This is a genomic window from Klebsiella sp. GG_Kp175 (genome assembly GCF_040062325.1).
GTDB lineage: Bacteria > Pseudomonadota > Gammaproteobacteria > Enterobacterales > Enterobacteriaceae > Klebsiella > Klebsiella quasipneumoniae.
This window is the reverse complement of the sequence record NZ_JBEAFX010000002.1, coordinates 98678-124214: the sequence shown is the minus strand read 5'-3', so window position 1 is coordinate 124214 and position 25537 is coordinate 98678. Positions and strand designations below refer to the sequence as shown.

Annotated in this window: 25 protein-coding genes and 1 pseudogene; 14 read left to right on the top strand and 12 right to left on the bottom strand. The window is 58.9% G+C overall.

Translation table 11 applies throughout. The annotated features are described in order from the left end of the window. The first annotated feature begins 24 nt into the window (after positions 1–24). A complete protein-coding gene (gene yoaE, locus ABLU73_RS03765; RefSeq protein ID WP_004203354.1) occupies positions 25–1587 on the top strand; it encodes a CNNM family cation transport protein YoaE in 1563 nt (520 codons plus the stop codon). A gap of 36 nt (positions 1588–1623) precedes the next feature. Here yoaE and ABLU73_RS03760 read toward each other — a convergent pair whose 3' ends face one another. The 4 genes from ABLU73_RS03760 to pabB all read right to left on the bottom strand — a co-directional run bounded on the left by ABLU73_RS03760 (position 1624) and on the right by pabB (position 6834). Continuing rightward, on the bottom strand, positions 1624–3180 hold the full coding sequence (locus tag ABLU73_RS03760) for an EAL domain-containing protein (RefSeq protein ID WP_060656060.1): 1557 nt from the start codon (positions 3178–3180) through the stop codon (positions 1624–1626). 189 nt (positions 3181–3369) lie between these two features. Then, entirely contained in the window at positions 3370–4734 is a 1365-nt protein-coding gene (sdaA, locus tag ABLU73_RS03755) for an L-serine ammonia-lyase (protein ID WP_096833404.1), read from the bottom strand. A 162-nt stretch (positions 4735–4896) separates the two neighbouring features. Further along, positions 4897–5475 carry a CoA pyrophosphatase gene (locus tag ABLU73_RS03750; protein WP_004203342.1) on the bottom strand — a complete coding sequence of 193 codons (579 nt, stop codon included), beginning with the start codon at positions 5473–5475 and terminating at the stop codon, positions 4897–4899. A 3-nt stretch (positions 5476–5478) separates the two neighbouring features. Next, positions 5479–6834: an aminodeoxychorismate synthase component 1 gene (gene pabB, locus ABLU73_RS03745; protein WP_264924575.1), complete on the bottom strand. Its 1356-nt coding sequence runs from the start codon at positions 6832–6834 to the stop codon at positions 5479–5481. Positions 6835–6922: 88 nt separating this feature from the next. On the opposite strand from pabB, the gene ABLU73_RS03740 reads away from it, so the two are divergent. Next, positions 6923–7108, top strand: coding sequence for a YoaH family protein (locus tag ABLU73_RS03740; RefSeq protein WP_004203339.1), 186 nt, complete (start codon positions 6923–6925; stop codon positions 7106–7108). On the opposite strand, the gene ABLU73_RS03735 is transcribed toward ABLU73_RS03740, so the two are convergent. After that, positions 7109–7453 (bottom strand): RidA family protein, encoded by a 345-nt coding sequence (locus tag ABLU73_RS03735; protein ID WP_002910910.1) that lies wholly within the window; start codon positions 7451–7453, stop codon positions 7109–7111. A gap of 131 nt (positions 7454–7584) precedes the next feature. Here ABLU73_RS03735 and ABLU73_RS03730 point away from each other — a divergent pair, with 131 nt between their 5' ends. The 5 genes from ABLU73_RS03730 (at position 7585) to rnd (ending at position 14044) form a co-directional block, all read left to right on the top strand. Beyond that, positions 7585–9495 (top strand): ATP-dependent DNA helicase, encoded by a 1911-nt coding sequence (locus tag ABLU73_RS03730; RefSeq protein ID WP_004175456.1) that lies wholly within the window; start codon positions 7585–7587, stop codon positions 9493–9495. Positions 9496–9640: 145 nt separating this feature from the next. Continuing rightward, on the top strand, positions 9641–10336 hold the full coding sequence (gene tsaB / locus ABLU73_RS03725; RefSeq protein WP_017900203.1) for a tRNA (adenosine(37)-N6)-threonylcarbamoyltransferase complex dimerization subunit type 1 TsaB: 696 nt from the start codon (positions 9641–9643) through the stop codon (positions 10334–10336). A 38-nt stretch (positions 10337–10374) separates the two neighbouring features. Then, entirely contained in the window at positions 10375–10956 is a 582-nt protein-coding gene (locus ABLU73_RS03720; protein WP_032456304.1) for a Slp family lipoprotein, read from the top strand. Between the two features lie 205 nt (positions 10957–11161). Continuing rightward, on the top strand, positions 11162–12847 hold the full coding sequence (gene fadD, locus ABLU73_RS03715; RefSeq protein WP_264924580.1) for a long-chain-fatty-acid--CoA ligase FadD: 1686 nt from the start codon (positions 11162–11164) through the stop codon (positions 12845–12847). 81 nt (positions 12848–12928) lie between these two features. Continuing rightward, positions 12929–14044 (top strand): ribonuclease D, encoded by a 1116-nt coding sequence (gene rnd, locus ABLU73_RS03710; protein WP_264924625.1) that lies wholly within the window; start codon positions 12929–12931, stop codon positions 14042–14044. Between the two features lie 77 nt (positions 14045–14121). Here rnd and minE read toward each other — a convergent pair whose 3' ends face one another. Genes minE through minC form a run of 3 tightly spaced genes read right to left on the bottom strand, consistent with a single transcriptional unit; the run spans position 14122 to position 15929 of the window. After that, the gene (gene minE / locus ABLU73_RS03705; RefSeq protein ID WP_004103270.1) at positions 14122–14391 is read right to left on the bottom strand and encodes a cell division topological specificity factor MinE; all 270 of its coding nucleotides are present in this window, start codon (positions 14389–14391) and stop codon (positions 14122–14124) included. A 3-nt stretch (positions 14392–14394) separates the two neighbouring features. Beyond that, positions 14395–15207: a septum site-determining protein MinD gene (minD, locus tag ABLU73_RS03700; RefSeq protein ID WP_002910900.1), complete on the bottom strand. Its 813-nt coding sequence runs from the start codon at positions 15205–15207 to the stop codon at positions 14395–14397. 23 nt (positions 15208–15230) lie between these two features. Beyond that, on the bottom strand, positions 15231–15929 hold the full coding sequence (gene minC / locus ABLU73_RS03695) for a septum site-determining protein MinC (RefSeq protein ID WP_004203323.1): 699 nt from the start codon (positions 15927–15929) through the stop codon (positions 15231–15233). Between the two features lie 126 nt (positions 15930–16055). On the opposite strand from minC, the gene ABLU73_RS03690 reads away from it, so the two are divergent. The 3 genes from ABLU73_RS03690 to ABLU73_RS03680 all read left to right on the top strand — a co-directional run bounded on the left by ABLU73_RS03690 (position 16056) and on the right by ABLU73_RS03680 (position 17554). Further along, a complete protein-coding gene (locus ABLU73_RS03690; RefSeq protein ID WP_004203320.1) occupies positions 16056–16337 on the top strand; it encodes a YcgL domain-containing protein in 282 nt (93 codons plus the stop codon). Positions 16338–16353: 16 nt separating this feature from the next. Beyond that, a complete protein-coding gene (locus ABLU73_RS03685) occupies positions 16354–17013 on the top strand; it encodes a fumarylacetoacetate hydrolase family protein (RefSeq protein WP_023318603.1) in 660 nt (219 codons plus the stop codon). A gap of 94 nt (positions 17014–17107) precedes the next feature. After that, complete coding sequence (locus ABLU73_RS03680; RefSeq protein WP_017900197.1) at positions 17108–17554, top strand: YcgN family cysteine cluster protein; 447 nt, start codon at positions 17108–17110, stop codon at positions 17552–17554. 5 nt (positions 17555–17559) lie between these two features. Here ABLU73_RS03680 and ABLU73_RS03675 read toward each other — a convergent pair whose 3' ends face one another. From ABLU73_RS03675 to nhaB, 3 genes are all read right to left on the bottom strand, one after another. Next, the gene (locus ABLU73_RS03675) at positions 17560–17904 is read right to left on the bottom strand and encodes a DUF1971 domain-containing protein (RefSeq protein ID WP_032456303.1); all 345 of its coding nucleotides are present in this window, start codon (positions 17902–17904) and stop codon (positions 17560–17562) included. Between the two features lie 148 nt (positions 17905–18052). After that, positions 18053–18583 carry a disulfide bond formation protein DsbB gene (gene dsbB, locus ABLU73_RS03670; protein ID WP_004203315.1) on the bottom strand — a complete coding sequence of 177 codons (531 nt, stop codon included), beginning with the start codon at positions 18581–18583 and terminating at the stop codon, positions 18053–18055. Between the two features lie 128 nt (positions 18584–18711). Then, on the bottom strand, positions 18712–20262 hold the full coding sequence (nhaB, locus tag ABLU73_RS03665; RefSeq protein ID WP_004203313.1) for a sodium/proton antiporter NhaB: 1551 nt from the start codon (positions 20260–20262) through the stop codon (positions 18712–18714). A gap of 248 nt (positions 20263–20510) precedes the next feature. Here nhaB and fadR point away from each other — a divergent pair, with 248 nt between their 5' ends. After that, entirely contained in the window at positions 20511–21230 is a 720-nt protein-coding gene (fadR, locus tag ABLU73_RS03660; RefSeq protein ID WP_004203311.1) for a fatty acid metabolism transcriptional regulator FadR, read from the top strand. 73 nt (positions 21231–21303) lie between these two features. Here the strand turns inward: fadR and ABLU73_RS03655 are convergent, their stop codons facing one another. Next, on the bottom strand, positions 21304–22836 hold the full coding sequence (locus tag ABLU73_RS03655; protein ID WP_004203310.1) for a SpoVR family protein: 1533 nt from the start codon (positions 22834–22836) through the stop codon (positions 21304–21306). A 76-nt stretch (positions 22837–22912) separates the two neighbouring features. Between ABLU73_RS03655 and ABLU73_RS03650 the strand changes: the two are divergent. The 3 genes and pseudogenes from ABLU73_RS03650 to dadX all read left to right on the top strand — a co-directional run bounded on the left by ABLU73_RS03650 (position 22913) and on the right by dadX (position 25536). After that, positions 22913–23059, top strand: a pseudogene (locus ABLU73_RS03650) (hypothetical protein). A 98-nt stretch (positions 23060–23157) separates the two neighbouring features. Further along, positions 23158–24456 carry a D-amino acid dehydrogenase gene (locus tag ABLU73_RS03645; protein WP_023318600.1) on the top strand — a complete coding sequence of 433 codons (1299 nt, stop codon included), beginning with the start codon at positions 23158–23160 and terminating at the stop codon, positions 24454–24456. A 9-nt stretch (positions 24457–24465) separates the two neighbouring features. After that, positions 24466–25536, top strand: a complete 1071-nt coding sequence (gene dadX, locus ABLU73_RS03640) for a catabolic alanine racemase DadX (protein WP_004203306.1) — start codon at positions 24466–24468, stop codon at positions 25534–25536. Position 25537 lies beyond the last annotated feature (1 nt).

Here is a 25537-nt window from a genome sequence, read left to right as displayed (position 1 = left end):
CCTTGCCGCTTACCGGAGTCGCACATGGAATTGTTAATGGATCCCTCAATCTGGGCCGGCCTGTTGACGCTTATCGTTCTGGAAATTGTGCTCGGTATTGATAACCTGGTGTTTATTGCCATCCTGGCGGACAAACTGCCGCCGAAGCAGCGTGATAAAGCGCGACTGATCGGCCTGTCGCTGGCGCTGGTGATGCGCCTGGGGCTGCTGTCGGTGATCTCCTGGATGGTGACGCTGACGAAGCCGCTGATTACTATCGCCGATTTCTCCTTTTCCGGGCGTGACCTCATCATGCTGCTTGGCGGGATCTTCTTGCTGTTCAAGGCGACAACTGAGCTGCATGAACGGCTGGAAAACCGCCAGCACGATGCCGGTCACGGGAAAGGCTATGCCAGTTTCTGGGTGGTGGTACTGCAGATCGTAGTGCTGGATGCCGTCTTCTCACTGGACGCGGTGATCACCGCGGTCGGGATGGTGAACCATCTGCCGGTGATGATGGCAGCGGTCGTGATCGCGATGATCATGATGCTGCTGGCCTCCAAGCCGTTGACGCGCTTTGTCAACCAGCACCCGACGGTGGTGGTGCTCTGTCTGAGCTTCCTGTTGATGATCGGCCTGAGTCTGGTGGCGGAAGGGTTTGGCTTCCATATTCCGAAAGGGTACCTTTACGCGGCGATCGGTTTCTCGATCATCATTGAGTTCTTTAACCAGGTGGCGCGCCGCAACTTTGTACGTCACCAGTCGACGTTGCCGCTGCGCGCCCGTACCGCGGATGCGATCTTGCGTCTGATGGGCGGCCGTAATAAACAGGCCTCCGTCAACCACGACGCTGACAGCCCGGCGGCGGTGCCGGTACCGGAAGGCGCCTTTGCGGAAGAAGAGCGCTACATGATTAACGGCGTGCTGACCCTGGCTCAGCGCTCTCTGCGCAGCATCATGACGCCGCGCGGGGAAATCAGCTGGGTCGACGCCGAGCAGAGTGAAGATGAAATTCGCCGTCAGCTGCTTTCGTCGCCGCACAGTCTGTTCCCGGTCTGCCGCGGAGAACTGGATGAAATCATTGGTATCGTGCGGGCGAAGGAGATGCTGGTGGCTCTGGAGTCGGGCGAAAACGTCGCGGCGCTGGCCTCCGCCTCCCCGGCGATCGTGGTACCTGAAACGCTGGACCCGATCAATCTGCTCGGCGTCCTGCGCCGCGCCCGCGGCAGTTTCGTCATCGTGACCAATGAATTTGGCGTGGTGCAGGGATTAGTGACCCCGCTGGACGTTCTGGAAGCGATCGCTGGAGAATTCCCGGACGCCGATGAGACGCCGGAGATCGTTATCGATGGCGACGGCTGGCTTATTAAGGGGTCGACCGACCTGCATGCGTTGCAGCAGGCGCTGGGGCTGGATCCGCTGATCAATGACGATGAGGATATTGCTACGGTTGCTGGTCTGGTGATCTCCGCCAATGGCCATATCCCGCGCATTGGCGACGTGGTGTCATTACCGCCGCTGCATTTCACCGTGGTGGAAGCGAATGACTACCGGGTCGATCTGGTTCGCGCGGTGGTCACCCGTCCGCCGAGCGACGAAGAAGAGTAATCGTCCTGCGCACCGGTCCCCTTGGGGACCGGTGCGTTATTCTGTTGCCTCTCGACTGGCCAGCCACGCCGGGAATGCCTCCACCGGCATCGGCCGGGCATAATAAAACCCCTGCAGCACATCGACACCGTGGTCTCTGAGGTAGCTTTCCTGTTCCTGCGTCTCCACCCCTTCGGCAACGGTAATAATATTCAGCCGGTTGGCGAGGGCGATAATGATATCGGTCACCGTGGCATTGACGCTGTCTATCCCCACCGAGCTGGTAAACGAGCGGTCAATCTTCAGCACGTCCGGGCGCAGTGTTTCCAGCCACGACAGGGAGCTGTTGCCGGTGCCAAAGTCATCGATCGCCAGCTGGACGCCTTTCTGGTGCAGATCTTCGGCCATGTGCTGGTCGCCATCCTGCAGGACATCGCGTTCGGTCAGCTCGACCACCAGCTGCTGTACCGGGTTCATGCTGAACCAGTAATTATGCAGGTCATGCAGCAGTAAGCCGTTGGCAAAGTGGCGGGCAGCGACGTTAATCGCGATATGAAATTGGCGGTCGCGGGGAAAAGCATCCAGACGGCGGGCGGTTTCGGCAATCACGTAGCGGGTGAGGGGGATGATCAGATTGTCCCCTTCGGCGATGGGAATAAACACCTCCGGCGAAATCGCACCGCGGCGGGGGTTGTTCCAGCGCAGCAGGATCTCCACCCCGCAGCAGCGGCCGCTGCGCGCATCCTGCAGCGGCTGGCACCAGAGGGCAAACTCCCGGGCGGAAATACCGAGGCTTATCTCCCGCGAGAAGCTCATTCTGCCGGCGGTGGCCAGCCAGGCGATGCCGGTCATCAACAGGCTGAAGATCAGCGCCAGCGGCAGCTCGCCGGGCAGCTCCTCAAGCGCAATCGCCGAGGCGCCAGGGCCATTGATATTGACGATAAACGGAAACTCGGTAGAGCGCTGGCGATAAATCACCGTTCCCGGCGGGGTATGCGCTTTCTCGAGAAGCCCATGGCTGCTGCTAAAATAACGATCGCCAACCTGCAGGCTGACGTCGCTTATCAGGGATGATTTTTCGTTGAGAATTAAGGTCCCCAGCAGCTCGATATTGACAATCAGCATCACGCCGTCCACGCCTCTCTCCGAGGCTGGATACCACTGTATCAGCACCGGTGAGCCTTTGAGCAAGGAGCTGTCGTTCGAAAAGAGCAGCAGAGGACGGGGTGCAGGAAGCGCAGGCTGCAGGCGATGTAAATCCGCCTGTCGCGGCCCAAAAATACTCGAACAGTAAACGATACCTGACGTCACGAGCGCGACGGAACGAACGGTCTGCAACGAGGCCGCGATTTTACGCAGCGACAAATGGATATCCGGGCAGGGGTGACCCACCAGAGGAAGCAGGGTGGTTCGCTGCGCGCTCAGCGGACGCAGGATATTATCCAGCGCCGCCACCCGTTGGCTGGCGGCCATGCGAATATAGCCTTCATTTTCGCTACGCTGCGAAATAAATCGGATGGCTAAGGTGGTGCCCAGGGTCACCAGGGCTACCAGCAGGCAGACAATAATGCGTTTGCGACGATAGGCCGTAATGACTTTTTGTGCAGTCTGCATGTGCGACACCCTGTCGACAGGACGAGTGGTTAAGCGTGGCTTATTTAATAGAGCAATTGTAGTGGCAGAATATCGTCAGGTATAGAAAAAAGAAATGCGCCACAGAGGGCGCATCAGGAAGGCAGGGGGCTTTCAGTTCCCCTCGCTTCACGCCTGCGCACCGGGAGGGGGCAGGCGTAAGCCAACACTTTAGTCACACTGAACTTTAATCGCCAGTCCGCCGCGCGAAGTTTCGCGGTACTTGGCGTTCATGTCTTTGCCGGTTTCGTACATGGTCTCGATCACTTTATCGAGCGAGACGCGCGGTTCGCTGGTGCGGCGCATTGCCATCCGCGCGGCGTTGATCGCTTTCACGGAGGCGATGGCGTTACGTTCAATGCACGGCACCTGTACCTGGCCGGCGACCGGGTCGCAGGTCAGTCCGAGGTTATGTTCCATGCCGATCTCCGCCGCCACGCAGACCTGTTCCGGGCTGGCGCCGAGCAGTTCGGCCAGACCCGCCGCCGCCATCGAGCAGGCGACGCCTACTTCGCCCTGACAGCCGACTTCGGCGCCGGAAATGGAGGCATTCATCTTGTACAGCGCGCCGATCGCACCGCAGGCCATAAAGTAGCGGATATAGATCTCCGGGCTGACGGATTCGATAAAGTGATCGTAATAAGCGAGTACCGCCGGAACGATGCCGCAGGCGCCGTTGGTCGGCGCGGTCACCACGCGACCGCCAGCGGCGTTCTCTTCATTGACCGCCAGCGCGAACATGTTGACCCAGTCAACGACGTTCATCGGATCGCTGGAGAGCTTATCGCTGGCCACCAGCAGACGACGCAGCGCCGACGCGCGACGCGGTACGCGCAGCGGGCCAGGCAGCACGCCTTCGGTGTTCATGCCGCGGTCGATACAGGCGCGCATGGTTTGCCAGACATTAGCGAAATAGTCCTCGATCTCTTTTTTGTTGTGCAGCGCCAGCTCGTTCTGCATCACCATCCCGGAGAGCGACAAGCCGGTCTCTTTGCAGTAGGCCAGCATTTCCTGCGCCGATTTAAACGGGTAGGGCACCTGCAGTTCGTTGGCGTTCTCTTTGCCGAAGTGCTCTTCATCGACGATAAAGCCGCCGCCAATCGAGTAATAGGTCTTGCAGTAGATCTCTTTCTCGCCGGCCCAGGCATGAATGGTCATGCCGTTTTCGTGCAGCGGCAGATTGTCGCTGCGAAAACGCATGCCGTCATCCGCCGGGAAGTCGACTTCGTGCTGACCGTTGGCCAGCAGCAGACGGCCGCGTGTCTCGACGTCACGGATAAATGCCGGTATCGCGTCTATATCGACCGTATCGGGCTGATTGCCCGCCAGTCCCATGATAATGGCGATGTCCGTATGGTGGCCTTTGCCGGTTAATGACAGCGAACCGTAGACGTCAACCGCCACGCGGGTCACTGCATTAAGCAATCCTTTTTCGACCAGGTCATCGACGAACTGTTTACCGGCCTTCATCGGGCCAACAGTGTGGGAAGATGAGGGACCAATCCCCACCTTGAACATGTCGAATAGACTAATCACGATAATACTCCTGACAGGGTTACCGCGGGTGCGGTAACGATGTAATAACTGCGCATAGTGTAAGAGGGAAGCGCCCTGTCAGTTCAACTATTCACATGAATTAAACTAATGGATAACCGCGATTTTACTAATAGTGAGAGCGCCCTCTCATAATCAGTATAGCTAAGGGCGCGCGCCTATCTGCAGCGCCAGCTCGCGAATGATCCCGGCGGTCATTCCCCAGACAAAATAATGCTGGTACCAGGAGAGCCAGACGCGGTGGTCGTTGCCCCGGCGGTGGATATCGAGCGGATGGTAGCGCCCGAGGCGCAGGGCTTCGGCGAGCGGCATTTCAAATACCGCGGAGACCTCGTCCTGGCTGGCGTGATAGTGCAGATCCGGTGGAATAATGCCCACCACCGGCGTCACCTGGAAGCCGGTGACACTGTCCACCGGCGGCAGAACGCCAATCACCTCAACCTTCTCAGGCGGGATCGCCACCTCTTCCTGGGCTTCGCGCAGAGCGGCGGCGATAAGCGTCGCATCGGTATTATCTACCGCCCCACCGGGAAAGGCGACCTGGCCGGCGTGCTTGCGCAGCAACGGCGAACGCTGGGTCAACAGCAGGCCAGGCTGCGGCCGGCGTACGATCGGTACCAGCACCGCCGCCTGCCGCTGGTTTAGCGCCTGTGGCGAAGGCTGTGGACGCAGCAGCTGAAAGCGGGACAGAAAGTCATCCAGATTGAGGGCGCGGTCCGCCATGGTCTAGTTCTCCAGTTGGTGCAGGATACGATTAACTTTATCAAAAGTTTCCTGATATTCTGCGGCTTCCTCACTATCCGCCACAATCCCGCCGCCGGCGGAACAGTACAGTTGCCCCTGCCAGGCCGTTAGGGTGCGAATGGTGATGCTGGTATCCATATTGCCGCAATAGCTCAGATAGCCGATGCTCCCGCACCAGGCGTTACGTCGCTGGGGTTCCAGTTCATCAATAATCTCCATCGCCCGGACCTTCGGCGCGCCGGTGATCGACCCTCCCGGGAAGGCGGCGCGCAGCAGATCGCTGGCGTGCAGCGTCGCCGGCAGGCGGGCGGTGATGGTACTGACCAGATGATGGACCGCCGGGAAGGGCTCCACCACGAACAGCTCGGGGACCCGCACGCTGCCCGGGACGGCGACGCGGCCGATGTCGTTGCGCATCAGGTCGACAATCATTAAATTCTCGGCGCGATCTTTCGGCGAGTTCGCCAGCTTCTCCGCCTGCTGCGCATCCGCCAGCGGCGAATCGAGCCGCGGCAGGGTGCCCTTAATCGGGCGCGTCTGGATTTCCCCCTGGCGGAGCTGAATAAATCGCTCCGGCGACAGGCTTAAAATCGCCCCTTCCGCAAGGCGGATGAAGGCGCTAAAGGGGGCGCGGTTGGCGGCGTTCAACTGGCGGAAAGCCTGCCATTCATTCCCGACGTAGCGTGCCTGAAAACGCTGGGCGAGATTGACCTGATAGCAGTCACCGCTGCGCAGATAGGCCTGCACCTGACGAAATTTCTCGCCGTATTGCTGGCGGCTCATATTTGACTGCCAGGCAGAGGTCAGGGTGAAGGTTTCACCTGGCGCCGACGTTTGCGCCTCCAGCCACTGCAGACGCTGCTGCGGTTCGTCATAGCTGAGCAGCGACACCTGCTGGCGCTGATGGTCGACGATCAGCGCCCAGTCATAAATCCCCACCGCCATATCCGGCAGCGCGATATCGGCCTGCGCCACAGTGGGAAGTCGCTCAAAACGGCGGCCCAGATCGTAACCGAACAGCCCCAGCGCGCCGCCAAGAAACGGCAAATCCTCATGGGGCTGCGGCGTGAACGGCTGACGATCCAGCTGCTGCTGGAGTAGTTGCAGCGGATCGTCCGCCGAGACAAAAATGCTCTCGCCGTCATCGACCCAGGTCTGTTCACCGCGCGTCAGCAGCGTGGCGCGCGGGGCCGCCACCAGGATATCAAAACGGTTATGCGGATGGTCGGCAAAGCCGGAATGTAGCAGCATCGCCCAGGGCAGGGCGCTTAACGGCGTAAAATAGTGTTCGGCGGCATCCGGGCGCCAGGGCAGGGTAATAATCGCGGGGGACAACATCTTTCTCGATCCTGAACGTTACCGTCCCTCTGGCGTAGGCGGGGACGGCGTGAAATAATTACGCCCCACAATGTAGCAGGAGTACAAGATGTTTGCAGGTTTACCTTCGCTGAGCCACGAGCAACAGCAAAAAGCGGTCGAACGTATCCAGGAGCTGATGGCCCAGGGGATGAGCAGTGGCCAGGCGATTGCCCTGGTGGCGGAAGAGCTACGCGCGACGCATACCGGCGAACGGATCGTCGCGCGCTTTGAAGATGAAGACGAAGACGAGTAATTACACCGCGGCGATAATTTTGATTTCAACCTTATACTGCGGGTTCATCAGCGTTGCTTCCACCGTGCAGCGCACCGGGGCGTGACCGGCTACCACCCAGGCGTCCCACGCTTTATTCATCGCCGCAAAGTCGCTTTTGTCGGCGAGGAAAATGGTGGCGTCAAGAATGCGCGACTTGTCGCTGCCCTGTTTTTCCAGCACCGCGTCAATCTGCGCCAGGGTGTTGGCGGTCTGCTCGAAGGCATCGGCATCAAGATTCGCCGGCACGCCGGTGTAGTAAAGGGTCTGATTGTGGATCACTACATCTGACCAGCGGGCTTCGGCATCAATACGCGTAATTGTCATTTCTCATTCCTCTCTGAGCATTCCATTTAGCTGCGGCAAGACTGCCATAATGTTCCGCTCGCGTCACTACCCGGACTGGCGAAACGCCGCCCTCCCTGACATAATCACTGTCCAAATAACCAGGGGGCAATGTGATCGACGATTTTGCAGCAGACGGCCAGCTAGCCAAAGCCATACCGGGATTTAAACCGCGCGAGCCGCAGCGCCAGATGGCGGTGGCGGTCAGCGAAGCGATTGAGGCCTCCCGGCCGCTGGTGGTGGAAGCGGGGACCGGAACCGGTAAAACCTACGCTTACCTGGCGCCAGCGCTGCGGGCGAAAAAAAAGGTGATTATCTCCACAGGGTCGAAAGCGCTGCAGGATCAGCTCTACAGCCGCGATCTGCCCACCGTCGCCAAAGCGCTCAAATTCACCGGCAAACTGGCGCTGCTCAAAGGGCGCTCCAACTACCTGTGCCTCGAACGCCTGGAACAGCAGGCGCTGGCGGGCGGCGATCTGCCGGTGCAAACCCTCAGCGACGTGATCCTCCTGCGCTCCTGGTCGAACCAAACTCAGGATGGCGATATCAGCACCTGCGCCAGCGTGGCGGAAGATTCCCAGGCCTGGCCGCTGGTCACCAGTACCAACGATAACTGCCTCGGCAGCGACTGCCCGCTGTATAAAGATTGCTTCGTGGTGAAGGCGCGTAAAAAAGCGATGGACGCCGACGTAGTGGTCGTCAACCATCACCTGTTCCTTGCCGATATGGTGGTCAAAGAGAGCGGCTTTGCCGAACTGATCCCCGAGGCGGAGGTGATGATCTTCGACGAAGCCCATCAGCTGCCGGATATCGCCAGCCAGTACTTTGGCCAGTCGCTCTCCAGCCGCCAGCTGCTGGATCTGGCGAAAGACATCACCATTGCCTACCGCACCGAACTGAAAGACACCCAACAGCTGCAAAAATGCGCCGATCGCCTGGCGCAAAGCGCCCAGGATTTTCGCCTGCAGCTGGGGGACCCTGGCTACCGCGGCAACCTGCGGGAACTGCTGGCGGACAGCCACATTCAGCGGGCGCTGCTGCTGCTCGATGATGCGCTTGAACTGTGTTACGACGTCGCCAAACTCTCGCTGGGCCGCTCGGCGCTGCTCGACGCCGCCTTTGAGCGCGCCACCCTTTATCGCGGGCGCCTGAAGCGGCTGAAAGAGATCAATCAGCCGGGCTACAGCTACTGGTATGAGTGCACCTCGCGTCACTTTACCCTTGCGCTGACGCCGTTGACCGTGGCCGAGAAGTTTAAAGAGGTGATGGCGCAGAAGTCGGGGAGCTGGATCTTTACCTCGGCGACGCTGTCGGTAAACGACGATCTACACCACTTCACCGCCCGGCTGGGGATCGACGAGGCGCAGACTCTGCTGCTGCCGAGCCCCTTTGACTATCAGCATCAGGCGCTGCTCTGCGTGCCGCGTAACCTACCGCTGCCGAACCAGCCCGGCGCGGCGCGCCATCTGGCGGCGATGCTCAAGCCGCTGATCGAGGCTAACGACGGTCGCTGCTTTATGCTGTGCACTTCGCACGCCATGATGCGCGATCTGGCGGAGCAGTTCCGCGCCACCATGACTCTGCCGGTGCTGCTGCAGGGCGAGACCAGTAAAGGCCAGCTTCTGCAGCAGTTCGTCAGCGCCGGCAATGCCCTGCTGGTGGCCACCAGCAGCTTCTGGGAAGGGGTCGACGTGCGCGGCGACGCGCTGTCGCTGGTGATCATTGATAAGCTGCCGTTTACCTCGCCGGACGATCCGTTGCTGAAAGCGCGGATGGAAGATTGCCGGCTGCGCGGCGGCGATCCGTTCGATGAAGTGCAGCTCCCGGACGCGGTGATCACCCTTAAGCAGGGGGTGGGCCGCCTGATCCGCGATATCGACGATCGCGGGGTGCTGGTGATCTGCGACAACCGGCTGGTGATGCGCCCCTACGGCGCGGTCTTTCTGGCCAGTCTGCCGCCGGCGCCGCGAACCCGCGATATCCGCCGGGCGGTGCGCTTCCTCGCCGTGCCGCCGGCGAGGTAATCCGCCCTTAAATGTGTTAAGCTGCGCGCCATTTTGTTAATTAGCGGTTCCCACTAGACTTCGGGCGGTGTGGCGACGGGTTGTCCGTCTGCCGGAAAACAGGCTGCCTGAAGGCCTGAACTATGTAACGAGAGCGTGACCACCCATGCGAATTTTGGCTATCGATACCGCCACAGAAGCCTGCTCCGCAGCGCTGTGGAATGATGGCACCCTTAGTGCTCATTTCGAAATTTGTCCCCGCGAACATACCCAACGTATCCTGCCGCTGGTGCAGGAGGTCCTCGCCGAGAGCGGCACCACCCTGACCGAGCTGGACGCGTTGGCCTTTGGCCGCGGTCCTGGCAGCTTTACCGGCGTACGCATTGGCATCGGTATCGCTCAGGGGCTGGCGCTGGGCGCGGAGCTGCCGATGATCGGTGTTTCCACACTGGCCACCATGGCGCAGGGCGCGTGGCGCAAAACCGGCGCCACCCGCGTGCTGGCGGCGATTGACGCTCGGATGGGGGAAGTCTACTGGGCCGAGTATCAGCGCGACGAGCAGGGCGTCTGGCACGGCGAAGAGACGGAAGCGGTGCTCAAACCGGACGCGGTGGCCGAACGGCTGGCACAGCTTTCCGGCGAATGGGCCACTGTCGGTACCGGCTGGCAGGCGTGGCCGGATCTGGCGAAAGAGAGCGGACTGACCTTAAGCAGCGGCGAAATTGAACTGCCGGCGGCAGAGGATATGCTGCCGTTAGCCTGTTATCTGCTGGCGGCAGGGAAAACCGTGGCCGTGGAGAAAGCGGAGCCGGTTTATTTGCGTAACGAGGTGGCGTGGAAGAAACTTCCGGGCCGCGAGTGAATCTCAGTAACAAGAAGACTGAGAAAAGGAGTCGCATCATGGCGGGTCAAAAACAGGGCGTTCGCTGGCTGCTGGCCGCGGCGGTTGCCGTTGCGCTGAGCGGCTGCGTATCGGTGCCGGATGCCATCAAAGGCACCAGCCCCACGCCGCAGCAGGATTTAGTGCGGGTGATGAATGCCCCGCAGCTGTACGTCGGTCAGGAAGCGCGCTTTGGCGGCAAGGTGGTCAACGTGCAGAACCAGCAGGGGAAAACCCGCTTAGAAATCGCTACCGTGCCGCTGGACAGCGGTGCGCGACCGGAACTGGGCGAACCCTCGCGCGGGCGGATCTATGCCGATGTTAACGGCTTCCTCGATCCGGTGGACTTCCGCGGTCAGCTGGTGACCGTGGTCGGGCCGATTGCCGGGGTGGTCGAAGGCAAAGTAGGCAGCACGCCCTACAAATTTATGCTGATGAACGCCACCGGCTACAAACGCTGGAACGTGGTGCAGCAGGTGGTGATGCCCCCGCAGCCGATCGACCCGTGGATGCTGGGTCCGCGCCCCTGGGGTTACGGCTATGGCGGATGGGGTTGGTACAACCCCGGCCCAGCAGAGGTCAGAAACGTTGTAACCGAATGATTTTGTTGTTTTTGTTAGTTCAAAGAAACAGCGGCCGGTCCGCTGTTTCTTTGTTTTCAGTCGAATAAGAAAAAAAATAGTGACGCGCTTCGCAACCTGCTCATTGCCTAATTAATAAACTGGTACGCTGAGTTAATATAATGTTAACAAAATGTATTTTCCAGGGGCTGTGATGACGACGAATAACTATTTCAGAGGTGATGCAGTGAAAAAGGTTTGGCTAAACCGTTATCCCGCAGATGTTCCGGCGGAGATAAATCCTGACCGCTATCAATCCCTGGTTGAACTGTTTGAACATGCCACCACCCGCTACGCCGACCAACCGGCGTTTATCAATATGGGTGAAGTGATGACCTATCGTAAGCTGGAAGAGCGCAGTCGCGCCTTCGCCGCTTACCTTCAGGAGGGCTTAGGACTACAGAAGGGCGACCGGGTGGCCCTGATGATGCCTAACCTGCTGCAGTATCCGGTGGCCCTGTTTGGCATCCTGCGCGCCGGGATGATCGTGGTTAACGTCAACCCCTTATATACCCCGCGTGAACTGGAGCATCAGCTCAACGACAGCGGCGCGGCGGCGATCGTCATCGTCTCCAACTTTGCCCATACCCTGGAAAAAGTGGTGGCGAAGACCCAGGTGAAACACGTGATCCTGACGCGCATGGGCGACCAGCTCTCCACCGCCAAAGGCACGCTGGTGAACTTTGTGGTTAAGTACATCAAGCGGCTGGTGCCGAAGTACCATCTACCGGATGCCATCTCGTTTCGCAGCGCGCTGCAGCACGGCTATCGCATGCAGTACGTGAAGCCGGAGATCGTTGCGGAAGATCTGGCGTTTCTACAGTACACCGGGGGCACCACCGGGGTGGCTAAAGGGGCGATGCTGACCCACCGCAACATGCTGGCCAACCTTGAGCAGGTCAATGCCACCTACGGCCCGCTGCTGCATCGCGACAAAGAGTTTGTGGTCACCGCGCTGCCGCTGTATCACATTTTCGCCCTCACCATGAACTGCCTGCTGTTTATCGAGCTGGGCGGGCAGAATCTGCTGATCACCAACCCGCGCGATATCCCCGGGCTGGTGAAGGAGCTGGCGAAATATCCGTTTACCGCCATGACCGGGGTCAACACCCTGTTCAACGCCTTGCTGAACAACAAAGAGTTCCAGCAGCTTGATTTCTCCTCGCTGCACCTCTCCGCCGGCGGCGGCATGCCGGTGCAGCAGGCGGTGGCTGAGCGCTGGGTGAAACTGACCGGACAATATCTGCTGGAGGGCTACGGCCTGACCGAGTGTTCGCCGCTGGTCAGCGTCAACCCGCACGACATCGACTACCACAGCGGCAGCATTGGCCTGCCGGTGCCCTCCACTGAAGCCAAACTGGTGGACGACGACGATAACGAAGTGGCGGCGGGTCAGCCGGGCGAGCTCTGTATCAAGGGGCCGCAGGTGATGCTGGGCTACTGGCAGCGTCCTGACGCAACGGATGAAATTATTAAAGACGGCTGGTTGCACACCGGGGACATCGCGGTGATGGATGAAGAGGGATTCCTGCGCATCGTTGACCGGAAAAAAGATATGATCCTGGTGTCGGGTTTTAACGTCTATCCGAATGAAATCGAAGATGTGGTCATGCAGCACAGCGGCGTGCTTGAGGTGGCGGCCATCGGCGTGCCGTCCGGCAGCAGCGGCGAAGCGGTGAAGATCTTCGTGGTGAAGAAAGATGCCGCGTTAACCGAAGAAGCGCTGATTACGTTCTGCCGTCGCCATTTGACCGGTTACAAGGTACCGAAGCTGGTGGAATTCCGTGACGAACTGCCGAAATCCAACGTCGGGAAAATTTTGCGGCGAGAACTGCGTGACGAAGCGCGCGCTAAAGTGGACAATAAAGGCTAAGTAACGAATGAGTCGCCAGACGCCGGCTACGCCGGCGTTTTTTATGGGCGCAAGTTAAGAGAGTATGCTTTGAACTATCAGATGATCACCACCGACGATGGCCTGCGCGCTGTCTGCGAAGCGGCAAGCGCCGCCTCCGCCGTCGCTCTGGATACGGAATTTGTCCGTACCCGTACCTATTACCCGCAGCTGGGCCTGCTGCAGCTGTTCGACGGCCGCCAGGTCTCTCTGATCGATCCCTTAACGATTACCGACTGGGCGCCGATGCGCGACCTGCTGCTCAACCCGGATGTGACCAAATACCTGCATGCCGGCAGCGAAGATTTAGAAGTCTTTCTCAACGCGTTCAACCTGATGCCGCAGCCGCTGATCGACACCCAGATCCTGGCAGCCTTCTGCGGTCGGCCGATGTCCTGGGGCTTCGCCTCGATGGTGGAAGAGTATTCCGGGGTTGCGCTGGACAAAAGCGAATCCCGCACCGACTGGCTGGCGCGTCCGCTAACCGAGCGTCAGTGTGAATATGCCGCGGCCGACGTCTGGTACCTGTTGCCGATCACCAGCCAATTAATGGCGGAGACCGATCGCGCGGGCTGGCTATCGGCGGCACTGGACGAATGCCGCCTGATGCAGCAGCGTCGCCAGGAGGTGGTCGACCCGGCCGAGGCCTGGCGCGATATCGGCAACGCCTGGCAGCTGCGTACCCGCCAGCTGGGCTGCCTGCAGCTGCTGGCGGAGTGGCGCCTGCGCAAAGCGCGTGAGCGCGACCTGGCGGTGAACTTTGTGGTGCGGGAAGAGCATCTGTGGAGCGTGGCGCGCTATATGCCCACCAGCCTCGGCGAGCTCGACAGCCTCGGGTTGTCCGGTAGCGAAATTCGCTTCCATGGCAAAACGCTGATTAGCCTGGTCGAGAAAGCACAGGCGCTGCCGGAGTCGGCCCTGCCGGCGCCGCTGCAGAATCTGATCGACATGCCGGGCTACCGCAAAGCCTTTAAAGATATTAAAGCGCTGGTGCAGGAAGTGAGCGCTGAGAAGGGCGTAAGCGCGGAGCTGCTGGCGTCGCGTCGGCAGATCAACCAGCTGTTGAACTGGCACTGGCAGCTGAAAACGCAGGCCGCTGAGCCTGAGCTGATTTCCGGTTGGCGTGGTGAGCTGATGGCCGAACGGCTGAAGAGGCTGTTAAGCGACTATCCGCGCTAGCGGACGGTCTGGTTCAGGCCATAAAAAAACCGGCGGCGCGTGGCGTAGCCGGTTTTTTTTCGGGATGGAACAGCAGGTCAGGGTTTCGACTCTTCCGTTTCGGGTAGGGTCACGTTCAGCTCAAGAATGGAAATATCACCGTCCCGCTGCTCCAGTTGCACGCTGACCATCTCCGGGTCGATCTGCACGTATTTACAGATCACTTCCAGGATATCTTTGCGCAACTGCGGCAGGTAATGCGGCTCCGCGTCCCCGCGGCGGCGCTCGGCGACGATGATTTGCAGGCGTTCTTTCGCAATATTAGCCGTGTTCTTTTTTCGCGAGAGAAAAAAGTCGAGTAAAGCCATAATTTATCCTCCGAACAGGCGTTTGAGGAATCCTTTCTTCTCTTCTTCAATGAAGCGGAAAGGGCGTTCTTCTCCGAGCAGACGTTCAACGGTATCGGCATAGGCTTTGCCTGCATCCGACGCGGCATCGAGGATCACAGGCTCACCCTGGTTGGATGCGCGCAGGACTGACTGGTCTTCCGGGATCACGCCCACCAGGTTGATGCGCAGAATCTCCAGCACGTCTTCCATGCTCAGCATATCGCCTTTATTGACGCGGCCTGGATTGTAGCGGGTCAGTAGCAGGTGCTCTTTGATCGGCTCTTCGCCATTTTCCGCACGACGGGATTTGGAGGCGAGAATGCCAAGGATACGGTCGGAGTCGCGAACGGAGGAGACTTCCGGGTTGGTAGTGATAATGGCTTCGTCAGCGAAATAGAGCGCCATCAGCGCACCGGTTTCAATGCCTGCCGGGGAGTCACAGACGATGAAATCGAACTCCATCTTTTTCAGTTCTTCGAGAACTTTGTCGACGCCTTCGCGGGTCAGGGCGTCTTTATCCCGGGTCTGGGACGCCGGAAGAATGTAGAGGTTTTCCGTGCGCTTATCTTTGATCAGCGCCTGGTTCAATGTGGCATCGCCCTGGATGACGTTGACGAAATCATAAACGACGCGACGTTCGCAGCCCATAATCAGGTCGAGGTTACGCAGGCCGATGTCGAAGTCGATAACGACGGTTTTCTTTCCCTTCTGGGCCAAACCTGTAGCGATGGCCGCGCTGGAGGTGGTCTTGCCAACGCCCCCTTTACCCGAAGTCACAACAATAATGCGTGCCATAGAAATTCCTTGTTAAAAAGGGATTAATTTAACGGTTGAATTGTCAAAGCGCTTTCGCCTAAACGCAGGCGTGCCGCTTTGCCATAAAATTCGGCCGGGATGTTATCGCTCAGCCAATATTCCCCGGCGATGGAGACCAGCTCCGCCGCAAGGTGGGTACAAAATATCTGGGCGTCTCTGTCGCCACCGGCGCCTGCCAATGCGCGTCCCCGCATCATGCCATATACATGGATATTGCCGTCAGCGATAAGTTCCGCACCGGCACTCACATGATTTGTAACAATAAGATCACAGTGTGGCGCATAAATGCGCTGACCGGAACGTACCGGCTGATCAATCAAACGCGTTTTTGTGATCTGACTAGCAACTGGTGGCGGCGGGGCGGGTTCGGACGGTGCCGGACGAGGGGCTTTTTCTTTCCCTTCGGTTAATAACGGGATCCCGGCGCGGTCGATTTCGGTTTTCAGGCGCGGGATTTTGCATCCGCTGACGCCCATAATGCGTAAACCGGTCGCGGCGATAGCCTCGTTGACGGCGCGCCATTCGACACTCTCCTCGACGCTGGCGATATTCACCACCACCGGAGCATGGCGTAAAAAGGCGGGAGCCTGGGCGATTTTGTCTTCTAACGCCTGACGAATAACCTCGGGATTTGCATCGTGCAAATGAACGACAGATAACGTGAAGCTACTGCCTTTAAGTTCGATTGGCGTATTTGACATCCTGGCCTTACTCAATTTGCTGTTTATCGACCGCCGAAGTGCGGTGATATTCCGAAGACTAAAAGGCATGTTATAGTCACTGATATATTGAGGCAAGTGACCACGGGTCTAATTCCGAGTAAAACTATGTTTTGTGTGATCTATCGAAGTACTAAACGTGAACAAACCTATTTATACGTCGAAAAAAAGGACGATTTCTCACGCGTTCCTGACGAGCTCATGCGCGGTTTCGGCACGCCGCAAATGGCGATGCTGCTGCCGCTTGATGGGCGCAAAAAACTGGTTAACGCCGACCTTGAAAAAGTGAAACAGGCGCTAAGCGAACAGGGCTATTACCTGCAACTTCCTCCGCCATCTGAAAATCTACTAAAGAAACACCTGGCGGAACAGGGGAAACAATCCGATTAACCCACGAGGGAAAATAATGTACCAACATCATAACTGGCAGGGAGCGCTCCTGGATTATCCGGTGAGCAAAGTGGTTTGCGTCGGCAGCAATTATGCAAAGCACATCAAGGAAATGGGCAGTGCGACGCCGGAAGAGCCGGTGCTGTTTATTAAACCTGAGAGCGCGCTGTGCGATCTCCGTCAGCCGTTGGTGCTTCCTGAGGGGCTGGGTTCGGTGCATCATGAAGTGGAGCTGGCGGTGCTGATCGGCGGTACGCTGCGTCAGGCGACGGAAGAGCATGTGCTGAAAGGGATTGCCGGCTATGGCGTCGCGCTGGATCTCACCCTGCGCGACCTGCAAGCTAAAATGAAAAAGGCCGGGCAGCCGTGGGAGAAGGCCAAAGGCTTCGATAACGCCTGTCCGATCTCCGGCTTTATTCCGGCGGCCGAGTTCCACGGCGACCCGCAGAATACGCCGTTAAGTCTGAAGATTAACGGCGAAGTGCGCCAGCAGGGCACTACCGCCGACATGATCCATAAGATTGTGCCGCTGATCGCCTATATGTCGCGCTTCTTTACCCTCAAAGCCGGCGACGTGATCCTCACTGGCACCCCGGAAGGGGTGGGACCGCTGCACAGCGGCGACGAGCTGGAGGTCGGTTTCAACGGCCTGTCGCTCACCACCCGCGTACTGTAAGCGTGGTTTGCCGCCTTTTGGGGCGGCAAAACTTGCATCGTCGTGCCAGACTGGTTATAAGGTGCACCCTTAACTGGCAACGACGGACATTCCGATGAGCGAACAACCTTTCTGGCAACAAAAAACCCTGGATGACATGACCGACGCGGAGTGGGAATCGCTGTGCGACGGCTGCGGCCAGTGCTGCCTGCATAAGCTGATGGATGAAGATACCGATGAGATCTACTTCACCAACGTCGCCTGCCGTCAGCTCAATATCAAAACCTGCCAGTGCCGTAACTACGAGCGTCGCTTCGAATATGAGCCGGACTGCATCAAGCTCACTCGTGAAAATCTGCCGACCTTCGAATGGCTGCCGCCGACCTGCGCCTATCGCCTGCTGGCGGAAGGCAAACCTCTGCCGGCCTGGCACCCGCTGCTGACCGGCTCAAAAGCGGCGATGCACGGCGAACGCATCTCCGTCCGCCATATAGCGGTGCCCGAGTCCACCGTTGTCGACTGGCAGGACCATATCCTCAATCTGCCTGACAGGGCGCGGTAAGCCCGTCACGCTTTCTTCGCGTGAAACAGCCCGTTTTCACCGTCGGTTTCTTCCGCCACCCAGAAGTGAATATTGAAGCGGGCATCGTCGCTGAGTTCGACGCGGTGCCAGTACTGCGGCGGACTGATGGCAAACTGCCCGGCATGAATCACGACTTTTTTCTCCGGCTCCGTCGCCTGTTCATTGGCAAAACCGTAATAGGTGACCGAACCTTCCATGACGCACAACTGACCGAAGACACCGGCCGCGGTGTTGTGGTGGCTCAGCAGAGCGGCGGGGACGTTCTCTTTGGTAAAGAACGGGGTGGAGCGTTTAACTTTCCAGTCTGCGGGGATCAGTAAAGATGACATGTGAGCTCCTGTGGGGTTATAAAAGATGTATTTAATATGCACCTTTTGGTGTCTGTGGTCAACCACGGACAGGAAACGATTCAGTGATGAACGGCAGGCACAAAAAAACGCCCCGTAGGGCGTTTCAGTGTGCGGTACTCGCTGCGGCTTAGCGGCCAAACAGATCGCGCTTTTTGGCTTTAAAAGGCTGAGCAACGATCACCAGGATAGCGACCACCAGATAAGCCGCGAAAATTCCCACCAGCCATTGCGGCATCTCCAGCGACAGGAACTGCCACTGGCGTACCGAACAGTCGCCGGACGCGACAAACACCTGCGGCAACCATTTATCCAGCGGCAGCCAGCTCGGGAAACGGGCGGCGAAATCGCAGGTCTGGAACGGCGATGGGTGCAGCTGAATCATCGTATGTTCCCACGCCAGCTGTAGCCCACGTACCGCGCTGTACAGCCAAATCAGCATGGCGACATAGCGCAGCGGCGTTTTAGGGGCGATAGCGCCCACCAGCCCCGCGCCCATGATGCCAAACAGGGCGCAGCGTTCATAAATGCACATCACGCACGGCTGCAGCAGCATCACGTGCTGGAACCACAGCGCGACGAGTTCGAGAATGAACGCGGTCAAGGCCATCAGCAGCCAGGCGCCGCGTCCCCGCGAGCACTGGTTTAAATATTGCAACATAATCATTTCCCTGGAAGATGCTAAATCATGGCAGTGTAAACGAAAACCGTACCGACGCCAGCGGCCCGGCGGAAAATATTACGTAACTGGTTATTGAATCGCCCGGGCGAACCCGGGCGACGCGTGGATCACGGCAGGGTGGGGGTAACCAGCCAGCCGTGAGCCAGCAACCATTCGGTGACCGGCATCAGGGTGAACTCGACGCACAGCAGGCCGACCAGCGTCAGTACGAGGGTGTAGGGCAGGGCCATCCACACCATGCGGCCATAGGAGAGTCGGATAAGCGGCGCCAGCGCGGAAGTCAGCAGGAACAAGAATGCCGCCTGGCCGTTCGGGGTGGCCACTGACGGCAGGTTGGTGCCGGTGTTGATTGCCACCGCCAGCATCTCAAACTGCTTCAGGCTGATGGCGCCATGCTCGAGGGCGGTTTTCGCTTCGTTGATGTAGACCGTGCCGACAAAAACGTTATCCGAGATGGACGACAGCAGGCCGTTAAACAGATAAAACAGCGACAGCTGCGCGTGCGGAGAGGCCTGCAGAACAAACTCGATGACCGGCGTGAACAGCTGCTGGTCGATGATCACCGCCACTACGGCAAAGAACACCGTGAGCAGCGCGGTGAAGGGCAACGCCTCGGTGAACGCCTTGCCAATCGCGTGCTCATCGGTCACCCCGGTAAAGGTGGTGGCGAGGATGATCACCGACAGGCCAATCAGGCCGACCTCAGCCAGGTGAAAAGCGAGGGCGACGATCAACCAAACGCCAATGAGCGCCTGGGCAATCAGCCGTAGCCGCTCCTGACGACTGCGCTGGGCGCGGCTGCGATCGTCAAACTCCTGCAGCACCTTGCGCACCGTCGGCGGCAGCGGTTCGCCGTAGCCAAACAGGCGATACTTTTCCACCAGCAGACAGGTTAACAGACCGCAGACCATCACCGGCAGGGTGACGGGCGCCATGCGGAGAAAGAACTCGCCAAAATGCCAGCCCGCCGCTTTGGCGATAATCAGGTTTTGCGGTTCGCCGACCATGGTCATGACGCCGCCGAGCGCGGTCCCGACGCCGGCGTGCATCATCAGGCTGCGTAGAAAGCCGCGGAACTGCTCCAGCACCTCGCGGTAGTGTTGCTCGATATGGCTGTCGTCGAGCAGGTCGCTATCGTCCGGGCGCGCCGAGGCGACGCGGTGATAGATGCCGTAGAACCCGACGGCGACGCTTATCACCACCGCCACCACCGTCAGCGCATCGAGAAAGGCGGAGAGGAAGGCAGCGGCCAGGCAGAAGGCCAGCGACAGCAGCATCTTGCTGCGGATCCCTAACAGCAGGCGCGTAAAGACAAACAGCAGCAGCTGCTTCATAAAGTAGATGCCCGCCACCATAAACATCAGCAGAAGCAGCACTTCCAGGTTGCTGGCGATCTCTTCCCGCACGTGCGCTGGGCTGGTCATGCCGATCAGCAGCGCCTCGATAGCCAGCAGGCCACCCGGCAGCAGCGGATAGCACTTCAGCGCCATGGCGAGGGTAAAGATAAACTCAACCACCAGCAGCCAGCCGGCGACAAATGGCGCCACGGCGAACACCAGCGGATTGATAATTAAGAAAATGATTAATGCCAGCTTGTACCAGTCAGGCGACTGGCCAAGAAAATTGCGCCACAGCGCGCGGCCATAAGAAATTTCCACGACAGAATCCTTCCCCGTCAATTAGTGCATGATTTTGTGCGTAACTATTGGCAAGAGTACCAGTTGAGCAAAATGAGAAGCAACTTTCTTCGCAGCGCTGCGGCGGTTACGGGAGATAAGGAAAAGCGTAAAGTAAAAACGGAAAATGAAACGGCGATCCCTTTTTAATTCACTTGCGATGCTATCTGCGCTATAGCGGCTCTGGTATGATGAGTGCAATTGCAACAATGTGTAATGGAAATATTATTATGGTCATTAAGGCGCAGAGCCCTGCGGGTTTCGCGGAAGAGTATATCATTGAGAGCATCTGGAATAACCGCTTCCCACCTGGATCGATTCTCCCCGCTGAACGCGAGCTTTCTGAGCTGATCGGTGTCACCCGCACCACGCTGCGCGAAGTGTTGCAGCGTCTGGCGCGTGACGGCTGGTTGACCATTCAGCACGGCAAACCCACCAAAGTGAACAACTTCTGGGAGACCTCCGGGCTGAATATCCTTGAAACACTGGCGCGCCTCGATCACGACAGCGTCCCGCAGTTGATTGATAACCTGCTCTCCGTGCGCACCAATATTTCCACGATTTTTATTCGCACCGCGTTCCGTCAGCATCCGGATAAAGCGCTGGCGGTGCTGGACAGCGCCCGGGAAGTGGAAGATCACGCCGACGCCTTCGCCGATCTCGATTACAACATTTTCCGCGGTCTGGCTTTCGCCTCCGGCAACCCGATTTATGGCCTGATCCTCAACGGCATGAAGGGGCTATATACCCGCATCGGCCGCCACTACTTCTCCAGCCCGGAAGCGCGCAGCCTGGCGCTGGGCTTTTATCATCAGCTGGCGAAGGTGTGCGAAGGCGGCCTGCACGATCAGGTGTATGAGCTGGTTCGTCGCTACGGCCATGACAGCGGCGAGATCTGGCACCGGATGCAGAAATCGCTGCCCGGCGATTTAGCCATGAATGTGCGTTAAGCCGGCTATTCGCGATCGATAAACAAAATAAGGGGGCCGATGGCCCCCTTCGTCGTTTTAACGTCCCGCAATGCTATAGCGCGTTTGGCCGCGCCGGGCAGCGGTCCAGCAGCTCAATGCTGCCGTCAGCGTTCTGCTGCTCCAGCAGCACATCGAACCCCCACAGACGATGCACATGTTTCAGCACTTCGCGCCGCCCTTTGTCCAGCGGGACGCGGTTGTGCGGCACATAGCGCAACGTCAGCGAGCGGTCGCCGCGCAGGTCAACGTTCCACACCTGGATATTCGGCTCGAGATTGCTGAGGTTATATTGCGCCGAGAGCTTGTTGCGGATTTCGCGATAGCCCTCTTCGTTGTGGATCGCCGAGATCTCGAGATAATTGTTGTGATCGTCGTCGAGCACGGTAAAGAAGCGGAAATCGCGCATGATCTTCGGCGACAGGAACTGGCTGATAAAGCTCTCATCCTTGAAGTCGCGCATGGCGAAATGCAGCGTTTCCAGCCAGTCGGAACCAGCAATATCCGGGAACCAGTACTTGTCCTCTTCGGTAGGCGACTGGCAGATGCGCTTGATGTCCTGGAACATGGCGAACCCCAGCGCGTAGGGGTTAATCCCGCTGTACCACGGACTGTTGTACGGCGGCTGGAACACCACGTTCGTGTGGCTGTGGAGAAACTCCAGCATAAAGCGCTCGGTCACTTTCCCTTCATCATAGAGATGGTTGAGGATGGTATAGTGCCAGAAGGTGGCCCACCCCTCGTTCATCACCTGGGTCTGTTTCTGCGGGTAGAAATACTGGCTGACTTTGCGCACGATGCGCAGGATCTCGCGCTGCCACGATTCCAGCAGCGGGGCGTTCTTCTCCATAAAGTACAGCAGGTTCTCCTGCGGTTCGGAAGGGTAGCGGCGGGCGGACTCAATCGCCTTCTCCTCTTCGCGCTTCGGCAGGGTACGCCACAGCATATTCACCTGGCTCTGCAGATACTCTTCCCGGCTTTTCTGCCGCGCCTTCTCCTCCTGCAGAGAGATTTTTTGCGGACGTTTATAGCGGTCGACGCCGTAGTTCATCAGCGCGTGGCAGGAGTCGAGCAGTTTCTCCACTTCGTCGACGCCATAGCGCTCTTCGCACTCGGTAATGTATTTGCGGGCGAAAATCAGGTAGTCGATGATTGAGCTGGCGTCGGTCCAGCTGCGAAACAGGTAATTGTTTTTGAAGAACGAGTTATGCCCGTAGCAGGCGTGCGCCATCACCAGCGCCTGCATGGTGATGGTATTTTCTTCCATCAGATAAGCGATGCAGGGATTGGAATTGATGACGATCTCATACGCCAGGCCCTGCTGGCCGTGCTTATAGGCCTGCTCGGTCTCAATGAATTTTTTGCCGAACGACCAGTGCGGATAGTTGATGGGCATGCCGACGCTGGAGTAGGCGTCCATCATCTGTTCGGAAGTAATGACTTCGATCTGGTGCGGGTAGGTGTCAAGACGATAGAGCTTAGCGACCCGGTCCACTTCGGCCAGGTAGGTCTCCAGTAACTCGAACGTCCAGTCGGGTCCATCGCTTAAACGGGTGGTGTCCCTGTTCATGGAGTCAATCGTAGCCATTAGCGCGCCCTCGTTGTTGTTGGTTTTCTCTGAACGGAAAACCTCTAAACAAGCATAGAACACCGCACAGCAAACTGTGTTGTCAGCCAATCGCTTTTCTTCGCGATTTCCCCATCTCAAAGCCGTTTTTTGTGCTCATTTGCAGAATTAAATGCTGGGTAAAAATAAAGCGCAGCATGAGATCGTAAATCTTACAGCTCAGGACTGGTGCGGTTTGCTGTGAGTTAAGTCACCATAAATAAAGCGTATGTTGAATAATATTTTCAACTGAGTTATCAATTTGTAATTAGATGATTGTTCTTTAACTGTTACGGAGTTGCTATGCGTGTCGTCATACTGGGAAGTGGGGTGGTTGGGGTAGCCAGCGCGTGGTATTTGAGTCAGGCGGGTCATGAGGTGACAGTCATCGACCGTCAGCCCGGTCCGGCAGAGGAGACCAGCGCGGCCAACGCCGGGCAGATATCTCCCGGCTATGCGGCGCCCTGGGCGGCGCCGGGAGTGCCGCTGAAGGCGATCAAATGGATGTTCCAGCGCCATGCGCCGCTGGCGATCGGCCTTGACGGCACGTCGTTCCAGCTGAAGTGGATGTGGCAGATGCTGCGCAACTGCGACACCCGCCATTATATGGAGAACAAAGGCCGGATGGTGCGCCTGGCGGAGTACAGCCGCGACTGCCTGAAGGCGCTGCGCGACACCACCGGCATTCAGTATGAAGGGCGTCAGGGCGGGACGCTGCAGCTGTTCCGTACCGCCAAACAGTATGAAAACGCCACCCGCGACATCGCGGTGCTGGAGGACGCCGGCGTGCCCTATCAGTTGCTGGAGGCGAAGCGGCTGGCGGAAGTGGAGCCCGCGCTGGCGGAGGTTAGCCACAAACTGACCGGCGGTCTGCGTCTGCCAAACGATGAAACCGGCGACTGCCAGCTGTTTACCACCCGTCTGGCGGCGATGGCGGAACAGGCCGGGGTCACCTTCCGCTTTAACACCGCGGTGGACGCCCTGCTGCAGGAGGGCGATCGCATTGCCGGGGTGAAATGCGGCGATGAGATTATCAAGGGCGACGCCTATGTCATGGCCTTTGGCTCTTACTCGACGGCGATGCTCAAGGGGCTGGTGGATATTCCTGTCTACCCGCTGAAAGGCTATTCGTTAACCATCCCGATTGCCCAGGAAGACGGCGCGCCGGTTTCCACTATCCTTGATGAGACCTATAAAATCGCCATCACCCGTTTCGATCAGCGCATTCGCGTCGGCGGTATGGCCGAGATCGTCGGTTTTAATAAAGCGCTGCTGCAGCCGCGTCGCGAAACCCTGGAGATGGTGGTGCGCGATCTGTTCCCGCGCGGCGGCCACGTTGAGCAGGCCACCTTCTGGACCGGCCTGCGGCCGATGACGCCGGACGGCACGCCGGTGGTCGGGCGCACGGCGTTTAAAAACCTGTGGCTCAACACCGGCCACGGCACGCTTGGCTGGACCATGGCCTGCGGCTCCGGGCAGCTTATCAGCGATCTGATCTCCGGCCGCACGCCGGCGATCCCTTACGACGATCTGGCGGTCGCCCGCTACAGCCCCGGGTTTACCCCGGCGCGTCCGCAGCATCTGCATGGCGCACACAACTAAGGAGCTTGCATGACCCGTCCGGTAGTGGCCAGTATCGACCTGCTGGCCTTGCGGCAGAATTTACAGATAGTGCGTCGCGCGGCCCCCGGGTCGCGCCTGTGGGCGGTGGTCAAAGCAAATGCTTATGGCCATGGCGTGGCGCGGGTATGGAGTGCGTTGAGCGCGGCGGATGGTTTCGCCTTGCTCAACCTGGAAGAGGCGATCCTGCTGCGCGAGCAGGGCTGGAAAGGGCCGATCCTGTTGCTGGAGGGCTTCTTCCATGCCGATGAGCTGGCGGTGCTGGATCAATATCGCTTAACCACCAGCGTCCACAGCAACTGGCAGATTAAGGCGCTGCAGCAGGCGAAGCTGCGCGCGCCGCTGGATATCTATCTCAAGGTGAACAGCGGTATGAACCGGCTGGGCTTTATGCCGGAGCGGGTGCATACCGTCTGGCAGCAGCTGCGGGCGATAAGCAACGTCGGCGAGATGACGCTGATGTCGCACTTCGCGGAGGCGGAGAACCCGCAGGGGATTGTTGAGCCGATGCGCCGGATCGAACAGGCGGCGGAGGGGCTGGATTGCCCACGCTCGCTGGCCAACTCGGCGGCGACGCTCTGGCATCCGGAAGCGCATTTTGACTGGGTTCGTCCCGGCATCGTGCTGTATGGCGCATCGCCCTCCGGGCAGTGGCAGGATATCGCGAACACCGGCCTGAAGCCGGTGATGACCCTGCGCAGCGAAATCATCGCCGTGCAGAACCTGCGCCCCGGCGAAGCGATTGGCTATGGCGGCCTGTATCGCACCACCCAGGAGCAGCGGATCGGCATCGTCGCCTGCGGCTATGCCGACGGCTACCCACGGGTAGCGCCGAGCGGCACGCCGGTGCTGGTGGACGGCGTACGCACCACCACCGTCGGGCGCGTGTCGATGGATATGTTGGCGGTCGATTTAACGCCCTGTCCGCAGGCCGGGATCGGCGCGCCGGTCGAACTGTGGGGCAAAGAGATTAAAATCGACGACGTGGCGGCCAGCTGCGGCACCGTCGGCTATGAGCTGATGTGCGCCCTGGCGCCGCGGGTGCCGGTTGTGACCCTGTAAC